A 21,390-nucleotide genomic window follows, 5' to 3' on the forward strand; every position below is an offset into this window, starting at 1 on the left:
AACATGATGATTCGCATCAATCTGTTGCCCATCCGCAAGAAGGTGCAGCAGGAGGCGGGCCGGCAGATCCTCGCGCTGTTCGCGGTGGTGCTGCTGGTTGCCGCGGGTGGCAACATCTACTGGTTCATGGAGCAGGACGGTATCGTGCAGGGGCAGCGCGAGGGCATCCGCGCGACCAAGGCCCGCATCACCGAGCTCGACAAGACCATTGGCGAGGTGAAGAACATCAACACCCGCAAGGCCGAGGTCGAGAAGAAGCTCGCGGTGCTCGATGAATTGCGCCGGGGCCGCTCGGGTCCGGTGCGCATGCTCGACGCGCTCTCCAGCTCCATGCCGAAGAAGGCGTGGCTCAACAGCTTCAACGAGGAGCGGGGCAGCGTGAAGCTGGCGGGCTCCGCGGTGAGCCACGACGACGTGGCCGAGCTGATGCGCAACCTGCACGGCATGGTGTGGACGCCCAAGGGCATCGGCCGGATGGTGGAGCAGCGCCGCGAGGCCAAGACGACCCGCGTCGAGCTGCTCGCGGCCGAGGTCTCCATCGAGGAGTTCCCGGTGAGCGACATCAAGCCCTTCTTCTCCAACGTGGACCTGCGCAGCACCCAGCAGAAGGGCCAGGCCACCAAGCCGGGCGAGGTTCCCACGGTGGACTTCGACATCACCCTCTCTTCCAACTACGCCATCTGAGGACTCGCCACGATGGACAAGCATCTCGATAGAATCGTCAAGGCGCCTCCCGCGGTGAAGTTCGGCGGCCTGGCCGCGGTGGTGGTCCTCATGACCGTCGCCAACTACTTCCTCGTCATCGAGCCGCTGGAAGTCACCAGCCAGGGCCTCCGGGGTGATCAGCGCAAGCTCGACCTGGAGCTGGCCGAGAAGAGCGAGATCGCGCAGAACCTCAACGAGCGTCGGCGCGAGATGGACGTGCTCGAGCAGAAGCTCGCCGAGGCGCTCACCGAGCTGCCCGAGAACAAGGACGTCGAGGAGCTGCTCGCTCAGCTCAACGACATTGGCAAGAAGTCCGGGCTGGAGATCGCCCGCGTGGAGCCGGGCCCCGAGTCGGTGGGCGGTGGCGACTTCTTCGCGCGCATCCCCATCAAGATGTCCGTGAGCGGCAACTACCAGGAGATCGCCATGTTCCTCCAGGAGGTGTCGACCATGCGGCGCATCGTGAACGTCAACAACATCAAGCTCGATGGCGCCAAGATGAAGAACGAGAAGGTGGTGCTCACCAGTTCGTTCCTCGCCACGACGTTCCGCTTCGTCAACACGGCCAATGCGGCCGCGAAGCCAGCTCAAACCAAGAACAAGAAGTAGCCGCACGAAATCTTGATCGGTCCTGGAAATGCGGCGACAAAGGGTCCTGAGGATGAAGACGATCCACTCCATGCTGTTGTCGGGGGCTCTGGCCCTCTCACTCGCGGGTTGCGGCGAGGCGGAGGCTCCCAAGCCGACGCCGGCGCCCAAGCCCGCCGCTCAGGCGGAGGCGCCCAAGCCCAAGCCGGTGGAGACGACGGTCGCGACCGGCTACGTCTACAGCTACAACCCGGTGGGCAAGCGTGATCCGTTCCGCAGCCCGTTGGAAGACATCGTCGACCGCGCGCCCGTGGCCGGCTCGGGGCCCGCGTGCAGCGAGCCCCTGTGCCAGTGGGACATCGACCAGCTCAAGCTGGTGGCGGTGGTGACGGGTGATGCCAACCCCATGGCCATGGTGGAAGATCCCATCGGTCGGGGTCACGTGGTACGCCGCAACACGCGAATGGGTCGCCAGGGTGGAAAGGTGACGCAAATCCTCCGGGACGAGGTCACGGTGACCGAGACCATCACCACGGATTCGCGGGTGCTCTACAACTCGGTGAAGCTGGGTCTCAAGCAGGATTCCAAGATGGATCCGGCCTACAACCTGATGACGGGCAAGAACTGGGAGCAGTAGCGGCCCGGTGTCTTGGAGCCGAGCAGGTTCGGCGCCCATGGCACAGTGCAACTTGTTGAGGGGAAGCATGCTCGAGGAGAGCGTTGTGACGAGGGGCAAGTTGATGAGCGTGGTGGCGGCCCTGGTGGCCGTCACCTTGAGCGTCGGGGCCGAGGCCGCCGAACTCAACACGCTGAAGGATCTCAAGGTCGTCCAGACGGCGGCGGGAGCCCAGGTGGTGGTATCAGGCACCCGGGCTCCCACCTTCACCGTCTTCCGGTTGAGCGGTCCGGAGCGACTGGTGGTGGACCTCTCGTCGGCTGACGCCACGGGCATCAAGGGTCACCACAATGGACAGGGCCCGGTGGCTGGTGTCGTGGCCATGCAGTTCTCGGACGAGCGCGCGAGCGTCGGCCGATTGCTGGTGGCCCTGCAGCAGACGGCCCAGTACGACGTGCGCGCGGACGGCAACCGGGTCATCATCTCGGTGGACGGCGTCCAGGCGCCCGCGGCCGTGGCCGCGGTGACGGAGCCCAAGGCGCCCGAGGCGCCGGCCCCCGCCGAGGCGAAGCCCGTGCCGGCCGCCCCCGTGGTGGCCAAGGCCGAGCCCGCCGTGACCAAGGAGCCCTCGCCGCGCCCCGTGGCGGAGAAGGCCCCCGCGCTGCCCGAGAACGTGGTGGCCGCAGAGGTGGACGATCGGGAGGTCGCGCACCCGGCACGCCGCATCACGGGCATGGCCTTCCAGCGGGACACCCTGGACATCCGCACGGACGGAGAGGTCGCCCGCTACGAGGTGCTGGAGCTGGCGGATCCCCCGCGGCTGGCCGTGGACGTGTATGGCGTGGGCCTGTCGGCCAAGGCGCCGCGCGTGCAGTCCGGTCCGGTGAAGGACCTGCGGGTGGGTGCCCACTCCGACAAGGTCCGCCTCGTGCTGGACGTGCGCGATTCCATGCCCACCTATCAGGTGAAGCGCTCGGGTCGCGGCCTGGCCGTGGTGTTCGGCGGCGCGGTGGCCACCCAGAAGGACGCGCCGGCGAGCGCGCCCGAGAAGGCCGTGGCCGAGACCGAGCCCCTGCGCGCCGCTCCGGTGGACGCGAAGCTGGCCCTGGTGGACGTGAAGGACCTCTCCTTCGACGACAACGAGGCCGGTGGCCGGGTGGACATCAAGCTGTCGGGCGCGGCGGCGTGGAAGGTCGAGCGCCCGGATCCCCGCAGCGCGGTGCTGACGCTGGAGAACGCGCGGCTGCCCAAGCGGCTCGAGCGCAGCCTGGACACGAGTGACCTGAACACGTCGGTGAAGATGGTGAGCGCGTTCGCGGTGCCCGGCGCGGGCAACCGGGTGCGGGTGGTGGTGGCCGCCGATGGCGCCATCGACGAGAGCGTGAGCCAGTTGGCTGGTGGCCTGGCCTGGCGCCTGAACGTCAAGGGCGTGAAGACGGAGCAGGTGGCCGTCACCCAGCGCACCGCCGGCTTCACCGCCGAGGCGTCGACCTACGCCGCCGAGGGCGCTCCCCAGCAGGCGCGCTACCGGGGCAAGAAGGTGTCCTTCGAGTTCAAGGACATCGACATCCAGAACATGCTCCGCGTCATCGCGGAGATCTCCAAGAAGAACATCGTGGTGGCCGACGACGTCCAGGGCAAGGTGACCATCCGCCTGCGCAATGTGCCCTGGGATCAGGCGCTGGACCTCGTGCTGCGCAGCAAGTCGCTCGGCAAGGAGGAGATCGGCAACATCCTGCGCATCGCTCCGCTCAAGACGCTCGAGGATGAGGCCCGCGCCCGTCTGGAGGCCAAGAAGCTGGCCATCGTCCAGGAGGAGCTGGTGGTGAACCTGGTGGCGGTCAACTACGCCATCGCCAACGACATGGCCGCGCGGGTCAAGGACGTGCTGAGCGAGCGGGGCTCGGTGACCGTGGATACGCGCACCAACGTCCTCATCGTGAAGGATGTTCGCGCCAGCATCGAGAAGGCGCGTGCCCTGGTGCGCAACCTGGACACGCAGACGCCCCAGGTGCTCATCGAGAGCCGCATCGTGGAAGCCAACACCTCGTTCACCCGTGAACTGGGTGTGCAGTGGGGTGGTCAGGCGCTTGCCGCCCAGGCCACGGGCAACAGCACGGGCCTTATCTTCCCGAGCAACGCCATCGCGACCGGTGGTGTGTCGGGCACGGCGCCGGGTCTGCCCCAGGTGCCCAACTTCGCCGTCAACCTGCCGGCGGCGGCGGCTCCGGGTACGGGTGGTGCGTTGAGCTTCGTCTTCGGCTCGGCGGGCGGTGCGCTGGCCCTCAACCTGCGCCTGTCCGCGGCGGAGACCGACGGTGTCGTCAAGACCATCTCCGCGCCCAAGGTGACGACGCTGGACAACAACACCGCTCGCATCAGCCAGGGTGTGTCGCTCCCGTTCAGCCAGGTGTCCGCGTCCGGTGCGAACACGACCTTCATCGAGGCCCGTCTGTCGCTCGAGGTCACGCCCCACATCACCCAGGACGGCAGCATCCTGATGTCCATCAACGCGCAGAACAACCAGCCGGACCCCTCCAACACGGGCGCCAACGGTCAGCCCGCCATCCAGCGCAAGGAAGCCAACACCCAGGTGCTGGTGAAGGACGGCGACACGACGGTCATCGGCGGCATCTACGTGCGCCGGGGCAGCTCCCAGAGCGCGTCGGTGCCCTTCCTGTCGAAGATTCCGGTCCTGGGTCTGCTCTTCAAGAACCACCGCGAGACGGACAACCGCCAGGAACTGCTCATCTTCATCACGCCGCGCATCCTCAACCGGCAGACGATCGCGCAGACCCTCTAAAATCCCCAGCGAGTCACCACAGGAGCGCAATTCCATGAAGCGATTGATGTTGATGGCCGCGCTGTGCGCGGCCTCCCTGGGCTGTCTGTCGGACCAGGCCACCGGGCCGTTCCGGGTCCTCAATGCCTACGCCACCAGCGGCTCCACCTGTGATCCGGAGTTCTCCCGGCTGCTGAGCCAGGGGCGGCTCGTGTGGAGTGTGAGCAACAACTACGGCCTCTTCCTCAACCTGGAGACCGACAACGCCCGTCAGCCCATTGAAATCAACAACGTGGAGGTCGCGTCGGGGTTGGGCTACTCGGACATCACCCTGGAGGAGATCACCTACGAGTACGAGGGGGCCGACCTGGGTGTGGAGGAGGAGTCGAGTGTCCTCCGCGTGCTCTTCCGGCCCGCGGTGGGCGCGGAGCAGAACAGCTACATCTCCGTCCTGGCGCTGGGCCCCAAGGCCGTCGAGGGCATGCAGGCGGCCTTGGATGACTCGGAGAATGGCCAGGTCAACCTGATGGTCACCATCCGTCTGCGAGGCCACATGGGCAGTGGGGGGTTCGCGGTGGAGAGCAACGCGTTCACCTTCCCGCTGCAGGTCCTCGCTTCCGCGACGTGCAGCGGGGGCGCCGCGCCCACCTACGCCTGCCCCGGGCAGGATCCCGTGTGCGGCGGCTAGCCGCTTCGACTTGACCCACCTCCTCACACCTCCTACAAGCCAGCCACCATGTCCTTCCGTACGCACCTCGAGTCCGTGGTCAATCAGGTTGACGGTTCGCTGGCCTGTAGTGTGATGGGTTTCGACGGCATCGCCGTGGACACCCATCAGAATGAGGAGGCGGTCGAGCTGGATCTCAACGGGGCGTGGATCGAGTACGCCAACCTGCTCGGTCAACTGCGCCAGGCCGCCGAGGTGCTCAAGACGGGCGACGTGCAGGAGGTCAGCATCAACAGTGATCGGGTGCTGACCCTCATGCGCCTCGTGTCGCCCGAGTACTTCCTGGTGCTCGCGCTGCGCGCGGATGGCAACTACGGCAAGGGTCGTTATGTCCTGCGACTGACGGCGCCCCGGATCCGCGCCGAGCTGTAGCCTGGAGGGCGATCGGCGCGGTGCGCCGCGCCTTTCCACTTTGCAACGCGCGGTTCCATCGGCTAGACACCCCGGACTTTTTCAAGTTGTCCGAAGGAGCTGTCCATGGCCGGTGTCATCGATACGTCCGAATTCCGCAATGGCCTGAAGATCGAGATCGACGGTGAGCCGTTCGTGATCGAGTACTTCCAGCACGTCAAGCCCGGCAAGGGCTCGGCCTTCGTGCGCACCAAGATTCGCAGCCTGTTGTCCGGCCGCGTGCTGGAGCCCACGATGAAGTCCGGCGACAAGGTGGGGGTGCCGGACATCGAGAGCAAGGACATGCAGTACCTGTATCTCCAGGACGGCGACTACTACTTCATGGACAAGCGCAACTTCGAGCAGACCTTCATCGGCGAGAAGGTGCTCGGCGAGGCGAAGAACTTCCTGAAGGAGAACATCGACGTCGAGGTGCTCTTCTGGAACGGCAAGGCCATCACCGTGACGCTGCCCAACTCGGTGGACCTGAAGGTCGTCAAGTGCGACCCGGGCGTGCGCGGTGACACGGTGTCCGGCGCCCTGAAGCCCGCGACGCTGGAGACGGGCTTCGAGGTCAACGTGCCGCTGTTCATCAACGAGGGCGACGTCCTCAAGATCGACACGCGCGAGGGGGGCAAGTACCTCACGCGCGTGGCGGTCGCGAGCTAAGTCGGCCCATCGCGGCCCAGGGAGGGGACGGAAAGTGGCAAGCAAGCGCAAGAGCATCCGGAGCGAGTCCGCGCCCGCCGCACGGGCCGAGAGTGTCCGCGTCGAGGGCAACACCACGTCGTTGGACGTGGAGTCGCTGCGGCAGATCGTGGAAATCCTCGAGGCCTCGGAAGTGACGCGGCTCGTGTGGCAGAAGGGCGATGAGCGGCTGTTCATCCGCCGGGGACACGTTCCCGCGCCGACCATCGTGCACGCGGCGCCCATCGCGCCCTCGGTGAGCCCCGCTCCGGTGGTGGCCGCGCCCCTGGCCGCCCCGGCCCCGGCCATGCCCGTGTCGGCGCCCGCCGCCGCGGGGGCGCCGGCCGAGAAGCCCGGCCATGGCGTCACCAGCCCGTTCGTGGGGACGTTCTACCGGACGCCCGCCCCGGACCAGCCCTCCTTCGTGGAGGTGGGCGCGGTGGTGAAGAAGGGCCAGGTGCTTTGCATCATCGAGGCCATGAAGCTGATGAACGAGATCGAGGCCGACGTGGCGGGTCGCGTGGCGGAGATCCTCGTGGAGAATGGACAGCCGGTCGAGTTCGGCCAGGTACTGTTCCGCATCGAGCCCGTTTGACATACGCGGGCGCCATGGGCGCCCCGCGGAGGCACGACATCGTGTTCAAGAAGGTGCTGATCGCCAACCGCGGGGAGATCGCCCTGCGTGTCATCCGTGCCTGCCGGGAGCTGGGCATCGCCACCGTGGCGGTGCACTCCACGGCGGACGCCAACGCGCTGCATGTGCGTTTCGCCGACGAGTCGGTGTGCATCGGTCCGCCCGCCTCGAAGGAGAGCTACCTCAACATCCCGCAGCTCTTGTCCGCGGCGGAGATCACGCGCGCGGATGCCATCCACCCGGGCTACGGCTTCCTGTCGGAGAACGCCGAGTTCGCCAAGGTCTGCCAGGACTGCAAGATCCACTTCATCGGGCCCCGGCCGGAGATGATCCGGCTCATGGGCAACAAGGTGCGGGCCCGTCAGGCGGCGCGTGAGGCGAACCTGCCCCTGCTGCCCGGCAGCCCCAACGTGGTGAAGGACGCGCGTGAGGCGGAAGTCTTCGCCCGGGAGATCGGCTTTCCGGTCATCCTCAAGGCGGCGGCGGGCGGTGGCGGCAAGGGCATGAAGATCGTGCGCGAGCCGGGGGCCCTGGCCCAGGCGTTCGCCACGGCGTCCGCCGAGGCGGTGGCCTCCTTCAGCAACGGCGACCTGTACATCGAGCGCTACGTGGAGAAGCCGCGCCACATCGAGATCCAGGTCGTGGCCGACGAGCACGGGCGCGTCATCCACCTGGGCGAGCGCGAGTGCTCGGTGCAGCGGCGCCACCAGAAGCTCATCGAGGAGAGCCCCTCGCCGGCGCTCACCCCCGAGCTGCGCCAGCAGATGGGCGAGGTCTCCGTGCGCGCCATGGAGAAGCTCGGCTACAACAACGTGGGCACCATCGAGTACCTGCTCGACGAGAACGGGCGGTTCTACTTCATGGAGATGAACACCCGCATCCAGGTGGAGCACCCGGTGACCGAGCTCGTCACGGGCATCGACCTGGTGCGCGAGCAGATCAAGCTGTCCGCGGGCGAGCCCCTGCAGCGCACCCAGGAAGACATCCAGATGCGGGGGCACGCCATCGAGTGCCGCGTCAACGCCGAGGACCCTGTCACCTTCGCGCCCTGGCCGGGGAAGATCACCGCCTACAGCGCGCCGGGTGGCTATGGCGTGCGGGTGGATTCCAGTGCCTACGGGAACTATACCGTGCTGCCGTACTACGACAGCCTGATGGCCAAGCTGATCGTGTACGCGGAGGATCGCCCCACGGCCATCCGCCGCATGCAGCGCGCCCTGGGCGAGTACGTGGTGCAGGGCATCCGCACCAACATTCCCTTCCACCGCGCGGCGCTCGCCGATGAGTCCTTCATCGAGGGCAACTACGACACGCGCTTCGTGGAGCGGCTCCTGGCGAGCGAGACGGGCACCCGCCGCCTGCGCAAGGCCATCGAGGAGACGCCCTGACGGGTTGACTCGCCGTCCGCCGTGCCCGACCGATGACGCTCCCCGGGTATGGGGGGAGGGTGGATTCCTTGACCCCCGAGGGATGATTCCGCTAGCCTCCCCCCTCCCTCGCAGTCTCCTTGAAGGAAGCAGAAACCCCAGCCTTTCCAGGGGGTTCGCTCGGCAGGAAGCCCACGCTCGATGGACAAGAACAAGATCATCGAAGCCGCCGCCAAGCTCGTCGCGAAGGGTGCCTACGACAAGGCCATCAAGGAGTATCAGAAGGTCCTGGACGTAGATCCCAAGGACGGTCGCGTCCTCCAGAAGATGGGGGAGTTGTTCCAGAAGAAGAACGACAACGTCCAGGCGGCCCATTACTTCACCAAGGTGGCCGAGGGCTACTCGACGGACGGCTTCTTCCTCAAGGCCGTCGCGCTCTACAAGCAGGTCCTCAAGCTCAACCCCAACCTGCTGGACGTGAACCTCAAGCTGGCGGAGCTCCACCAGCAGCTCGGACTGATGTCCGAGGCCATGGCGTATTTCCAGATCGTCGCCAACCACTACGACAAGTCGGGCGACGTCAAGAACTCGCTGGATACGCTCAAGAAGATGGTGGATCTCGACCCCGAGAACGTGGCGTCGAAGATCAAGCTCGCCGAGCTCTACGCACGCGAGAACATGGCGCGCGAGGCCGCCCAGGAGTTCAAGAAGGCCGCCGAGTACCTCAAGCGCAACAACCGGATGGATGACTGGTTCCGCGTGGCCGAGCGTCTGGCCACGCTGGACCCCGACAACGTCGCGCTGGCCAAGGACCTGGCCCAGCAGTACCTCGCGCGCTCGGATTGGAAGCGCGCGCTCGCCCGGCTCCAGGTGTGCTTCAAGGCGGACGGTCGGGACGTCGAGACGCTCGGCATGCTGGCCCAGGCCTTCCAGGGGCTCGGCCAGACGGCCAAGACCGTCTCCGTCTACAAGGAACTCGCCAAGGTCTACCAGGAGCGCGACCGGAACGCGGACGCCAACGACATCTGGAACCGCGTCGCGGAGCTGGACCCCTCCGACGCCGACCTGCTGGCGTGGCAGTCCTCGGGCCCGCAGACGAGCGCTCCCGCCGCGGCGGCGCCCGCACCGGCCCCCGCGCCCGCGCCGGCTCCCGCCCGGCCCTCCATGGCGATGCCCGTGGCGGCCGCGCCCGCGGCGCCCGCGTCTCCTCCCGCGGGCATGGGCGGCACGCCGTCCGGTGTCTTCGCGGCCGCGCCCGCGCCCGTGTCCACGGCGCCGGTGGGCAAGGACCAGTTCTCCAAGCTGCTCACGGAGACCGAGGTCTACGTCAAGTACGGCCTGCACGACAAAGCGCTGGATCACCTGCGGAAGATCTTCGCGGTGGACCCGGAGAACCTCGACGCGCACGAGAAGGCGTACCACATCTACGTCGCCTCCGGGAACATGGCCCAGGCGGGCGAGCAGCTGCTCAACGTGCTGCGCTTGTGCACGCGCCGCGCCGAGGTGCAGCGCGCTCAGCCGTACCTGGCCACCATCCTCCAGCAGAACCCTGGCCACCCCGAGGTGCCCGCCTTCCTGTCCGTGCTCCAGTCGGACGAGGCCATGCCCACCACGGGCTCCAACGTGGAGTCGGTGGCCGAGGACGCCATCCTCGTGGACTCCAACGACGACGAGATCGTCGTGGCCGACGCGCCCGAGGATGCGCTCGCCCAGCCCATGGGCGATGAGCTGGCGCTCGTCTCCGCGAGCGACGAGCACGACGAGGACGCGCAGATCGTCTCCGGCGAGTTCAGCCTGCCGCCGGAGGATGCCGACGCGGGCCTGGTGCTCGAGGACGAGCCCGGCGCCGTCATCGCGGGGGACGAGCCCCTGTTCGGCTCCGACGAGGAGCCCGAGGAGGCCACCACCGTCTACATGCCGGAGGCGTCCGACGACGACGCGCTGGCGGCCTCCTCCGACGAGGACGAGGCCCTGGTGTCGGACGACGCCGGTCTGTCCCTGTCCCTCGGGGAGGACGAGCCGTCGCCCACGCAGGTGGGCGGGCTGAGCTTCGACGCGGACACGTCGGACTCGGGGTCCGAGTACGCGCTCGAGCTGGACTCCGAGCCCGAGCAGACGTCGGAAGGGGAGGCCGTGCTCGGCGAGGACGAGCCGGTCGTCGAGCCCTACGCGTTCGACGAGCCCGAGTCCTTCGCCGCGCCCGAGACGTTCCCGGAGCCGGAGCCCGAGCCCGAGACGTTCCCGGAGCCCGAGCCCGAGCCCGTCCCCGTGGTGGTGGCCCGCCCGGCGCCCGCCGCTCCGGTCGCCAAGGCCCCGGCGCCCGCCGCTCCGGTCGCCAAGGCCCCGGCGCCCGCCGCTCCGGCCGCCAAGGCCCCGGCGCCCGCCGCGCCCAAGGCGCCGCCCCAGCCCGTGGCCCCGGTGGTCGAGGAGCCCGAGGAAGAGCCGGGCGGCGAGGAGTGCGACGAGGCGAGCTTCTTCATCGATCAGGGCATCTACGATGAAGCGCGGGAGATCCTCGAGACGGTGATGATCGCCTTCCCGGGCCATGCGCGCGCCAGCGAGCTGATGGAGAAGCTCGAGGCGCTCGAGTCGGGGGAGTCCCCGGCGGCCGAGGAGCCCGAGACGCCGTCCGAGCCCGTGGCCGTGCCCGCGGTGCCCGCCCTGGGCGAGTCCCCGGCGGAGCGCGATGCGTTCGACCTGGCGGCGGAGCTCGCCGGGGAGTTCGGGGACCTGAGCGGCGCGGAGCCGCCGGCGCCCGCCGCCGTGGAAGAGGACTTCCAGTACTCGGTGGAAGAGGTGTTCGCCGAGTTCAAGAAGGGCCTGGCCAAGGTGGTCAAGCCCGAGGACGTGGACACGCACTACGACCTGGGCATCGCCTACCGGGAGATGGGCCTCATCGACGACGCGCTCCAGGAGTTCGCCGTGGCGCGCGAGGGCTCCCTGGGCAAGAAGCGCGAGCTGGACTGCCTCACGATGACCGGCATGCTCCAGGTGCAGAAGGGCGATGCCCGCGCGGCCGTGGGCACCTTCAAGCAGGCGCTCGGCTCCGAGCACGCCACGCCCGAGGTGTCCAAGGCCCTCGGCTTCGAGCTGGCCACGGCCTACGAGGCCGTGGGCGAGCTCGGCAAGGCGCTCTACCACTACCAGCGCGTGGCGGAGCTGGACCCGCGCTTCCGCGATGCCCAGGGCCACGTGGACCGCCTGGCCGCCACCACGTCGCCGGTGGCGGATCCCCTCACCCCGGCCAAGCCTCCGGGCGGGGGGCGGGGCGGCAGTGGCGCGCCCCCGTCGGGGGCACGTCCCGTGGCGGCGGCCCCCACCCCGGCCGCCAAGCCGCGTAAGGTCGGCTACGTCTAGCGCAGTCAGAGGTTCGCCGAGCCCATGACCACCTACCTCGACTACTTCGAACTCTCCCAGGAGCCCTTCTCCAACGCTCCGGTGAGCCGTTTCTATTACAACTCGGCTCAGCACTCCCAGGCCCTGACCCGGCTCATGCACGCCGTGAGCTACATGAAGGGTCTGTCCATCCTCGTGGGGGACATCGGCGCGGGCAAGACGACGCTGGCGCGCCGCATGCTCGACTCGCTGCCCGAGTCCGAGTACGAGGCCGCGCTGCTCGTCATCATCCACTCGGGCATCACCGCCAACTGGCTCCTGCGCCGCATCGCCCTGCAACTGGGCGTGGAGAACCCCGCCCAGGAGAAGCTGGCCCTGCTCTCGCAGCTCTACCAGCGGCTCCTGCAAATCTACGAGTCCGGCAAGAAGGCCGTCGTCCTCATCGACGAGGCCCAGATGCTCGAGACGCGCGAGCTGATGGAGGAGTTCCGGGGGTTGCTCAACCTGGAAGTGCCCGAGCGCAAGCTCATCTCCTTCGTGTTCTTCGGCCTGCCGGAGATCGAGCGGAACCTCAAGCTGGACCCGCCGCTCGCCCAGCGCGTGGCGCTGCGCTACAAGCTCGAGCCCTTCACCGCCGAGTCCACCGAGGCCTACATCAAGCACCGCCTGCGGCTGGCGGGCTCCTCGCGCATGCCCTTCACCCCCGAGGCCCTGCTGGCCATCCACCAGCACTCGGGGGGCACCCCGCGCGTCATCAACAGCATCTGCGACAACGCCCTGTTCGAGGGCTTCCTCGCCCGCGAGGCCTCGCTCGGCGACAAGCTCATCCACAAGATCGCGGAGAACCTGGGATTGCAGGGCTCCTCGGCGGCCGAGGCCCCGGCCCGCGCCCCCCAGGCAGCAGCCAGCCGGCCAGGCACCGCGAAGGTGGACCTCGCGGAGATCGACCGTTACCTCGAGGGACTGGGTAAGCTGTAGCGGTTTTGGTCCCAAGGAACCGGCAGCAGAGCGCGCGGCGTGTGCCGCCATGGCTCGTCGTCCTCCTGCTCGTGCTGGGGACGGTGCTGCTGTTGCGCACGCGCACGGCCTGGGACGCCCTCTGCTCCCAGGCGCGGCGCCACCTGCCGGCGCTGATCGGCCTGGAGGTGGGCATCGGGCAGTGCGAGGTGGATCCGCTCGGTCAGCGGCTCGTGCTGCGCGACGTGTCCCTCACCCAGAAGGGCCAGGACACGCCCCTGCTCGCGGCGGACGTGGCGGAAATCCAGCTCGGTCTGCCCACGCCCTTCTCCGGCCAGTTCCCCATCGATCAGGTGCGCATCCAGCGGCCCCGGCTCGTGTTGGACCTGTCGCGGCCCCGGCCTCCGCGCGAGGACGCGCCGGGTACCTGTCCGCTCGTGCCCCTGAGGCGGCTGCGGCTCGGGCGCCTGGCCATCACCGGCGCGGAGGTGAAGCTCGTGCTGCCCGAGGGCCGGCAGGTGGAGCTGTCCGAGCTGGACGTGAACCTGCGCGAGCGCTGGGGCGAGGAGGAGTTCGAGGTGGAGGGCCGCCGGGGTCTGGTGCGGCTGGGGCCGGGGCGCGAGCTCGTCCTCGGGCGGCTCGCGCTCTCCGGAGGCCTGGACGTCGACGAGGCCCTGCTGGAGGTGGACCGGGCGGAGGCGACGCTCGATGACGTGACGGTGAACATCTCGGGCCGCGTGGAGCGGTTGTGCGAGCCGGTGCTCGCGCTCGACGCCCAGGTGTTCCTGCCCCTGCGCACGCTCTCGCGCGTGGGGGTGCTGCCCGCGCCCGCCCAGGGCCACCTCTGGACCCGGTTGACGATCAACGGCCGGCCGGAGGCCCCCACGGTGTCCGCCGAGCTGTCGGGCAGCGGGCTCGTCTACGACAAGTACACGCCGGGCGCGCTCTCCGCGCGGCTCGTGTACAGCGGCGACCAGGTGACGGTGGAGCAGATGCGCGTGCCCATCGGACAGGGCGAGCTGCGGCTCACGGGCACGCTCGGGCTGAGGCCGGGGCTGCCCGTGTCGGTGAACCTGGAGACGCGCGACGCGTCGTTCGGCCGCATCCTGGAGAAGAGCGGGCTGACGGGCTCGTGGGTGGACTTCCCCGCCACGGCCAAGGCGCACCTGTCCGGCACGCTGTGGCCCCGGTTCAGCGTGTCGGGTGACCTGGACTTCCACCATGGCCGCTTCACGCTGGCCTCGCGCGCGTTCGATGCACCCGCGAACAAGGGCCTCACCTTCCTCACCTACGAGCGCGGCCACGTGCGCTCGCGGCTCGCGCTCCTGCCCGACCGCGTCACCTTCTCCGAGGTGCAGATCGACACGGGCCGCTCGCGCATCGGCGGGGACGTGACGCTCTTCTTCGAGGCCCACAAGGGCATGACCGTGCGCGCCGGGGGCGACGTGGACCTGTCGGACTTCGGCCACATCGCGGGGCTCGCCTGGGCGGGCCGGGGCACGGTGAGCACCACCGTGGAAGGGCCCTACGCGAACGTGCGCATCGGCGCGGAGCTGTCCCTGCGCGACTTCGACTTCTGGAACTTCGACCTGGGCGTGGTGCAGGGGCGCGTCACGTACCACGACAAGGTCATGGGCCTGCCCATGTTCTCCGGCCAGAAGGGGCGCACCCAGTACTTCGGCAACGCCGCGCTCACCTTCGGCCGCGCGCTGCACCTGCGCACCGAGGTGCAGGTGCCGCGCGGCCGCATCGAGGACATCATCGACGTCATCGCCCCCCTGCACCCCAACGTCTCGCTCATGCAGGGGCCGCTGGTGGGCGAGGCCTCGGGCCGCGTGGAGATCGACAGCCCGCTGGACGAGTTCGAGGGCCTGGTGGCCCTGGACTTCAAGAACACCCTCTACTACGGGCGGCGCATGGGCGACGGCTCGACGCGGCTGCGCTTCGACCGCGAGGGCGCCATGGTGCTCGAGCGCACGACGCTCGAGGGGCCCCTGGGCCTCACCTGGGTGGAGGGCACCTTCGGACTGTCCGGCCCGACGAAGGGTGAGCTGGACTACCGCTTCGGGGGCGAGAACCTCTCCCTGGCGGAGCTCGTGGGCCAGGAGTCGGCGAAGCGGCTCGGCGTGGAGGGCGTGCTGGCCCTGGAGGGCAAGGTGTCGGGCACCACGGACCTGCCGGTGACCACGGCCCGGGTCTGGGGTCCCCGGGTGACGTTCGCCGAGCGCAACCTGGGCAACATGGGGCTCGAGGCCCGGCTGGAAGGCCTGCAGTTGCAGGTGGCCGGCCGCCCCTCGCGCGACACGAGCGGCATCCTCTCCCTGCGGCTCAAGGAGCCCTATCCCTTCGAGGCCATGGTGACGCTGGAGCTGCCGGAGATCCGTCCGCTCCTGCCCACCCATGCCATTACCCAGGGCATGTCCGGCGCGGTCAAGGCGGTGGTGGAGGCCAGCGGCGCGCTGCTCGACACCAAGGCCCTGCGCATGCGCACCCGGGTGGAGCGGCTCGCGCTGTCGCGTGGCGAGCTGTCCGGCGAGAACGATGGCCCCATCCTCCTGGAGTACGACAACGACCGGCTGCGCGTGCCGTCCTTCGTGTTCCGCGGGCCGGACACGGAGCTGTCCGCCACGGGGTGGGCCGGCACCGAGCAGATGGAGTTCTTCCTGCGCGGCGCCCTGGACCTGCGGCTGCTCGAGTCCTTCTCGCCCCAGCTCGTGCGCACCGGCGGCCGCGTGGAGCTCACCGCGGTGGCCACGGGCAAGCCCTCCCGCCCGGCGCTGGCGGGCACGGCGCTCATCTCCGACATGCGCGGCGCCCTGAGGGACTTGCCCGTGTCCGTGCGCTCCCTGGATGGCCGCGTGGAGTTCTCCGAGCAGCGCGTGCTCCTGGAGTCCCTGTACGGCGTGCTCAATGAGGGCCGCATGCAGGCCTCGGGCGACGTGCGGCTGCGCGACTTCCAGCCCGCGGAGCTGGCGCTCAACATGTACCTGTCCGACGTGTCCGCGCGCTTCCACGAGGACCTGCCGTTCAACGCCACCGGCTCCCTCACCCTGTCGGGCAACCCGGACGCGCTGCGGCTCGGGGGCTCGCTGGACATCCGCAACCTGCGCTACCGCCGGGGCCTGGAGCTGGAGGACATCCTCAAGCGCCTGTCGCGCCGCATCGTGCTGCCCTCGCCCACGGCGGAGCGGCCCCGCGAGTACCTCACCCTGGACGTGGGGCTCAACCTGAGCGACGTCGCCGTGGACAACAACCTGGCCCGGGCCCGGCTGCTCGGCGCGGTGCGCCTCACGGGCACCAACGCCCGCCCCGGCGTGCTCGGCACCGTGGAGACCGACGCCAACAGCCAGGTCTTCTTCCGCAACAACCAGTTCACCATCAGCCGCGGCCAGGTGGAGTTCCAGGACCGCTACAGCATCGATCCGGTGTTCGAGATGCGTGCCCAGACCCAGGTGCGCGAGTACCAGGTGAAGCTGCACGCCTACGGCCGACCCGCCGCGCCCCAGGTGGTGTTCTCCACCGAGCCGGCCCTGCCCGAGGGCGAGATCGTCTCGCTGCTCACCCTGGGGGTGATGAGCACGGACCGGGACACGGTCGCCTCCGCCGGCGCGGGCCTGGCCGCCGAGGCGCTCTTCAACATGTCCGGGTTGGACCGGCAGGTGAAGCGCTTCCTGCCCGACAACCCCTTCCTCAAGGACATGTCCTTGCAGATCTCCACCACCTACAACGACGCCACGCAGCAGGCCGAGCCCACCGCTCGCCTGGAGTCGAAGTTCCTCACCGAGCAGCTCAAGATTGGCCTGAGCCAGCCGGTGAGCGGGCGCGGCACCCGGGCCCGGGCCGAGTACCGCTTCGACGACCGGCTCTCCGCCCAGCTCCAGTGGGACAACGAGCATCCCGAGACGGCCCTGGGAACCCTGGGCAACCTCGGACTCGAGCTCAAGCTGGGGTGGGAATCGCAGTAGCGCGAGTTGGTGTCGAAGTTCCTCATGGGTCGTCCTAGGATTGGAAGACGTCCTTGGTCTCGCCCCGCCCACCCCCTCGCCGCCGGCCCGCCGCCGCCTCCTGGAGTCCCGCCCACCTGCGGCTCGTCCTCCGGTGGGTGCTCGTGTGCGCGCTGTGGCTCGGGACAGGGCCCGCGGCGGCGCAGGAGCTTCCGCGGGAGGACGCCCCCACGGTGGCGTCGGTGGAGCTGCACCTGCCGGAGGGCGTGGACGCCAAGGGGCTCGCGGACCTGGTGGCGGTGCGCACGGGCCAGCCCCTGTCGGCGCGCGCGGTGCGCCGCTCGGTCGAGCGCCTGTGGGCCAGCGAGCGCTTCGCCGACATCGTGGTGCGCTCGGTGCCCGAGTCCGGCGGGGTGCGCGTGGTGTTCGAGCTCACGCCCATCCAGGTCGTGCGCAAGGTGGAGGTGGAGGGCAACGTCATCCTCCGGGATGACACGCTGCTCGAGGTGCTCCGCGCCGAGGGGCTCGTCGTGGGCCAGCGGCTCGACGAGGACGCGCTGGGCGCGGCCGTGACCGCCCTGTCCCGCGCCTACGGACGGCAGGGCTACAACGAGGCGAGCATCCAGCTCACGCGCGAGTCCGCGCCGGGCGGCGTGGCGCTCGTCTTCACCGTCTTCGAGGGCCGGCCCACCCAGGTGGCCGCCGTGTCGGTGACGGGCAGTCCAGGGCTCGCGCTTCCCGAGCTGCTCGACACCCTGGGCCTGCGGGTGGGCGGGGTGCTGGACCGCGGCGGTCTGGACGCGGGCCTCGTGCGCCTGCAGGCGCTGCTGCGCGAGCGGGGCTTCTGGCTCGCCACCGTGGGCCAGCCGCTGCTCGAGGAGGAGGGTGGGGCGGCGACGGTGGTGGTGCCCGTGTCCGCCGGGCCCCACTACCGTGTCCGTTTTCATGGGAACCACCACTTTTCGGACACGTTGCTCTCGCGCGTGCTCCAGCACGACGTCTCCGAGCCCCTGGAGGAGCTCGCGGTGGCGCGCATGACGCGGCAGCTCGAGTCCTTCTACCGCTACCGGGGTTTTCACGGCGTGCACGTGGAGGTGCGCGAGGTGGACCGGCCCGATGGGGAGGCGCGCGTGCTCGCCTTCGACATCGAGGAGGGCCGGCCGTTGCGCATGCGCCGGGTGCACTTCCGGGGCAACACCGTCTTCTCCCCGGAGACGCTGCGCGAGCTGCTCGCCGAGCGCGTGCGGCTCAACACGCCCCAGCCCTCCTCGCCGCCGCGCTTGAGCGGGGTGGCGGAGATGGGCCCGGTCGGCGCGCGCGGTGGACCGCCCGAGTGGTTGAGCGAGCCGGCCACGGTCTTCGTCGAGGAGGCCTACCGGGATGCCGCCGAGACGATGACGGAGGCCTACCGGGAGCGGGGCTACCTGGAGGCCGAGGTGCGCTTCGTCCGGGTGGCGGTGGACCTGACGACGGGAACGGCCGAGGCCTGGTTCGACGTGCGCGAGGGCGCGCAGCTGCTCGTGGCGGGCGTGCAGCTGGAGGGTGGCCCGGCGGGCTTCGACGGCCGGCGCTTCGTGGAGGTGCGCACCGGGGATGCCCTGAACCCGGACACGGTGGAGCTCGCCCGGCGCGCGCTCGTCACGCAGCTCAACCGCGAGGGCTACCTCTTCGCCCGCGTGGAGGCGGAGCCCCGTCGGGCCGACACGGGCGTGGAGCTGCTGTTCCGCATGGAGCCCGGCCCCCAGGTGCGGCTGGGTCGGCTGCTCGTGCGGGGCACCCAGCGCACCTACGAGGAGGTGGTTCGCGACACGGTGCGCCTGCGCGAGGACGAGGTGCTGTCGCCGGAGAAGCTCTTCGACAGCCAGCGTCGGCTCGTGCTGCTCAACATCTTCCGGCAGGTGACGGTGCGGCTGGACAAGCCGGACGTGCCCGAGGCGAGCAAGGACGTGGTGGTGGAGGTGCGCGAGCGGCCCCGGTGGGAGGGGGAGATCGCGGGCGGCTACTTCCTGTCGGAAGGTCCCCGCGTGGTGCTGGACGCGGCGCGCACCAACGTGGATGGACGTGGGCTCAACCTGTCGGGCCGGCTGAAGCTCAACTACGTGGGGCTGAGCGCCCAGGGCATCCAGGCGGCCTCGGCCCTCCGCGTGACGTGCGCCACGCTCCCGGACGAGTGCCCGCGCCTGGGCGCCTACGATTGGCTGAGCGCCTTCGGTGGCCGGGCCGTGCTGTCGGCGGCGCAGCCCCGGCTCCACGGCCTGCTGCCCCTGGACGTGGGCGCGCGCCTGGACCTCATCGCCGAGCGCGTGCAGCGGCCGTCCTACCTGTCCTCGCGAATCGCCGCCGTGACGGGCCTGGACTGGTCCATCATCCGCTGGCTGAACTTCGCCCTCCAGTACGAGCTGGAGGGCAACCTGCTGCAGTCCGGCAGCCGCCCTCCCGCCACGCTGGACCGGGCGGACCAGGAGCGCCTGCGCTTCCCGTACGGCTTCTTCATCCTGCACTCCCTGCGCTCGTCGCTGGCGATGGACCTGCGCGACAACCCGGGCAATCCCCACAAGGGGCTCCTCGTGTCCACCAGCGCCGAGTGGATGCGGGACCTGCGCTCCTACGAGACCACGGCCAGCGGCGAGCCGCTGACGGCGCTGCCCATCAACGGCGTGAAGCTGTCGGGCAACGTGAGTGTGTACGCGCCCCTGTCCTCGCGCGCCGTGCTGGCCGTGTCCCTCCGGGCCGGCACCATCGTGCCCCTGGTGACCGACGCGCGCGTCATCGGCTCCAAGCGCTTCTTCCTCGGCGGCTCCAACAGCCTGCGCGGCTTTCGCGAGGACGGCATCCTCGGTGAGGACCGGCGCACGGAGCTGCGCCGACAGGTGGGCTACTGCCGCTCGCTCGTCCACCCCGCGGCGTGCAGCGCCGAGCTGCTGACCCTGCTCGGCGGCCAGCCCCCCATCAGCGAGGGCGGTGAGCTGTTCACCCTGGCCAAGACCGAGCTGCGCTTCCCGGTGCGGCCCTCGTTCGACCTGGGCCTGTTCCTGGAGGCGGGCAACCTGTGGTTGGACCGCACGAAGTACCAGGCCCTGGCGCTGCGCTACTCCATGGGCGTGGGCTTTCGCTACATCACCCCCGTGGGACCGCTCGCCTTCGACGTGGGCGTCAACCTGGACCCCGACGAGACGCTCAACGAGTCCGTGGGCCAGCTGCACTTCAGCATCGGCGCCTTCTAGCCCGGGTCCTCTCCCGGGCCATCCCCCGGGCCCTCCGACAGGCGAGCGGGCGGGGGAGCGGATCCCGGATGTTTCCCGGTGTACACTGCCGCCCGTGTTCTACAGCTTCGTACGGACGGTGGTGGCGCTGTTGCTGCGGCTCTTCTACCGGGTGAAGGTCCATTCGCCCCAGGCCGAGCCCGAGGGGCCGGTCATCTTCGTGGGCAACCACCCCAATGGGCTCATCGATCCCGCGCTCGTGTTCATGCTCACGCGCCGGCACGTGACGTTCCTCGCCAAGGAGCCGCTCTTCCGGCTGCCCGTCATCGGCTGGCTGCTCAAGGGCCTGGGCGCGCTGCCCGTGTACCGCAAGCAGGACGACCCCTCGCAGATGGGGCGCAACGAGGGCACGCTGGACGCGGCGCGGGGCGCGCTCGTGGCGGGCCGGGCCATCACCCTGTTTCCCGAGGGCAAGAGCCACTCGGAACCCTCGCTCGCGGAGCTGAAGACGGGCGCGGCGCGCATCGCGCTCGGGGCGGCGCGGCAGGGGGCGGCGGTGCGCATCGTGCCCGTGGGCCTCACCTACGCGGACAAGCACCTGTTTCGCAGCGAGGTGCTCATCGAGATGGGCACGCCCATCGAGGTGCGCGACTTCCTGCCCGCCGACGACGCGGGCGAGTCCGCCGCCGTGCGCGCGCTCACCGAGCGCATCGCCGGGGCCCTGCGCGGGGTGACGCTCAACCTGGAGCAGTGGGAGGACCTGCCGCTGCTCCAGCTCGCCGAGGGCCTCTACGCCCTGCGGCAGAAGCAGGCGACGGATCCCGAGCGGCTGCGCTACTGGGCGCGGGGCCTGCAACTCTTCCGCGCCGAGCAGCCCGAGCGCTTCGCGAAGATGCGCGGCGACTTCATGTCCTTCTACTGGCGGCTGTCGCTGGTGCGCGCGGACCCCACGGACCTGTCCCTGGAGTACCGCCCGGTGCCCGTGGCGCGCTTCGTGGTGAAGAACCTGCTCCTGCTCGCCGTGGGCCTGCCCCTGTTCATGCTGGGCCTCGTGCTCTTCTACGTGCCCTACCTCGTGCCGCGCTGGGCGAGCCGCCGCGCCGAGCTGGACGTGCAGGCGACGGTGAAGTTCCTCACCGCGTGGGTGGTGTCCTGGGGCTGGTGGGCGGCGCTCACGGCGGTCGCCTGGTGGACGGGCGGGACCGGGGCGGGGGTCGTGGCCCTGGTGGGCGTGCCCCTGCTCGGCCTGCTCACGCTCTACCTGTCCGAGCGCTGGGCCGTGGTGTGGCACGACGTGGCCGTGTTCTTCTCCCTGGGCAGCCGGGCCAAGCTCAAGGAGCGGCTGGTGGAGGAGGGCAGCGCCCTGTCGGACGCCGTGGAGGGGCTCGCGGGCGAGTACCGGCCGCGGCTGGACGGGACCGGGGCTCCGGTCGACGTGGTCGCGGGTCGCTAGG

The 21,390-nt window shown here is 69.8% G+C and carries 14 protein-coding genes; all 14 read left to right on the forward strand.

What is annotated here, in order from left to right; genetic code table 11:
- Positions 1-3: 3 nt before the first annotated feature.
- Positions 4-684, forward strand: a complete 681-nt coding sequence (locus I3V78_RS11285) for a PilN domain-containing protein (RefSeq protein WP_204486995.1) — start codon at positions 4-6, stop codon at positions 682-684.
- Positions 685-696: 12 nt separating this feature from the next.
- Positions 697-1,314, forward strand: a complete 618-nt coding sequence (locus tag I3V78_RS11290) for a type IV pilus inner membrane component PilO (RefSeq protein ID WP_204486996.1) — start codon at positions 697-699, stop codon at positions 1,312-1,314.
- Between the two features lie 52 nt (positions 1,315-1,366).
- Positions 1,367-1,930 carry a pilus assembly protein PilP gene (locus I3V78_RS11295; RefSeq protein ID WP_204486997.1) on the forward strand — a complete coding sequence of 188 codons (564 nt, stop codon included), beginning with the start codon at positions 1,367-1,369 and terminating at the stop codon, positions 1,928-1,930.
- Positions 1,931-1,997: 67 nt separating this feature from the next.
- Positions 1,998-4,712: a type IV pilus secretin PilQ gene (locus tag I3V78_RS11300; protein ID WP_204486998.1), complete on the forward strand. Its 2,715-nt coding sequence runs from the start codon at positions 1,998-2,000 to the stop codon at positions 4,710-4,712.
- A 34-nt stretch (positions 4,713-4,746) separates the two neighbouring features.
- Positions 4,747-5,379, forward strand: a complete 633-nt coding sequence (locus I3V78_RS11305) for a hypothetical protein (protein WP_204486999.1) — start codon at positions 4,747-4,749, stop codon at positions 5,377-5,379.
- A gap of 48 nt (positions 5,380-5,427) precedes the next feature.
- Positions 5,428-5,790: a roadblock/LC7 domain-containing protein gene (locus tag I3V78_RS11310; RefSeq protein WP_204487001.1), complete on the forward strand. Its 363-nt coding sequence runs from the start codon at positions 5,428-5,430 to the stop codon at positions 5,788-5,790.
- Positions 5,791-5,895: 105 nt separating this feature from the next.
- The gene (gene efp, locus I3V78_RS11315) at positions 5,896-6,477 is read left to right on the forward strand and encodes an elongation factor P (protein ID WP_204487003.1); all 582 of its coding nucleotides are present in this window, start codon (positions 5,896-5,898) and stop codon (positions 6,475-6,477) included.
- Positions 6,478-6,511: 34 nt separating this feature from the next.
- The gene (gene accB, locus I3V78_RS11320; RefSeq protein ID WP_204487005.1) at positions 6,512-7,090 is read left to right on the forward strand and encodes an acetyl-CoA carboxylase biotin carboxyl carrier protein; all 579 of its coding nucleotides are present in this window, start codon (positions 6,512-6,514) and stop codon (positions 7,088-7,090) included.
- Positions 7,091-7,131: 41 nt separating this feature from the next.
- The gene (gene accC / locus I3V78_RS11325; protein WP_204487008.1) at positions 7,132-8,517 is read left to right on the forward strand and encodes an acetyl-CoA carboxylase biotin carboxylase subunit; all 1,386 of its coding nucleotides are present in this window, start codon (positions 7,132-7,134) and stop codon (positions 8,515-8,517) included.
- Positions 8,518-8,697: 180 nt separating this feature from the next.
- A complete protein-coding gene (locus I3V78_RS11330; protein ID WP_204487010.1) occupies positions 8,698-11,853 on the forward strand; it encodes a tetratricopeptide repeat protein in 3,156 nt (1,051 codons plus the stop codon).
- A gap of 24 nt (positions 11,854-11,877) precedes the next feature.
- The gene (locus I3V78_RS11335; protein WP_204487013.1) at positions 11,878-12,810 is read left to right on the forward strand and encodes an ExeA family protein; all 933 of its coding nucleotides are present in this window, start codon (positions 11,878-11,880) and stop codon (positions 12,808-12,810) included.
- A 41-nt stretch (positions 12,811-12,851) separates the two neighbouring features.
- Positions 12,852-16,754 carry a translocation/assembly module TamB domain-containing protein gene (locus I3V78_RS11340; RefSeq protein ID WP_338023531.1) on the forward strand — a complete coding sequence of 1,301 codons (3,903 nt, stop codon included), beginning with the start codon at positions 12,852-12,854 and terminating at the stop codon, positions 16,752-16,754.
- Positions 16,755-16,807: 53 nt separating this feature from the next.
- A complete protein-coding gene (locus I3V78_RS11345; RefSeq protein ID WP_239576390.1) occupies positions 16,808-19,957 on the forward strand; it encodes a POTRA domain-containing protein in 3,150 nt (1,049 codons plus the stop codon).
- A 94-nt stretch (positions 19,958-20,051) separates the two neighbouring features.
- Complete coding sequence (locus I3V78_RS11350) at positions 20,052-21,389, forward strand: 1-acyl-sn-glycerol-3-phosphate acyltransferase (RefSeq protein ID WP_204487023.1); 1,338 nt, start codon at positions 20,052-20,054, stop codon at positions 21,387-21,389.
- Position 21,390 lies beyond the last annotated feature (1 nt).

Source organism: Archangium primigenium (genome assembly GCF_016904885.1).
GTDB lineage: Bacteria > Myxococcota > Myxococcia > Myxococcales > Myxococcaceae > Cystobacter > Cystobacter primigenius.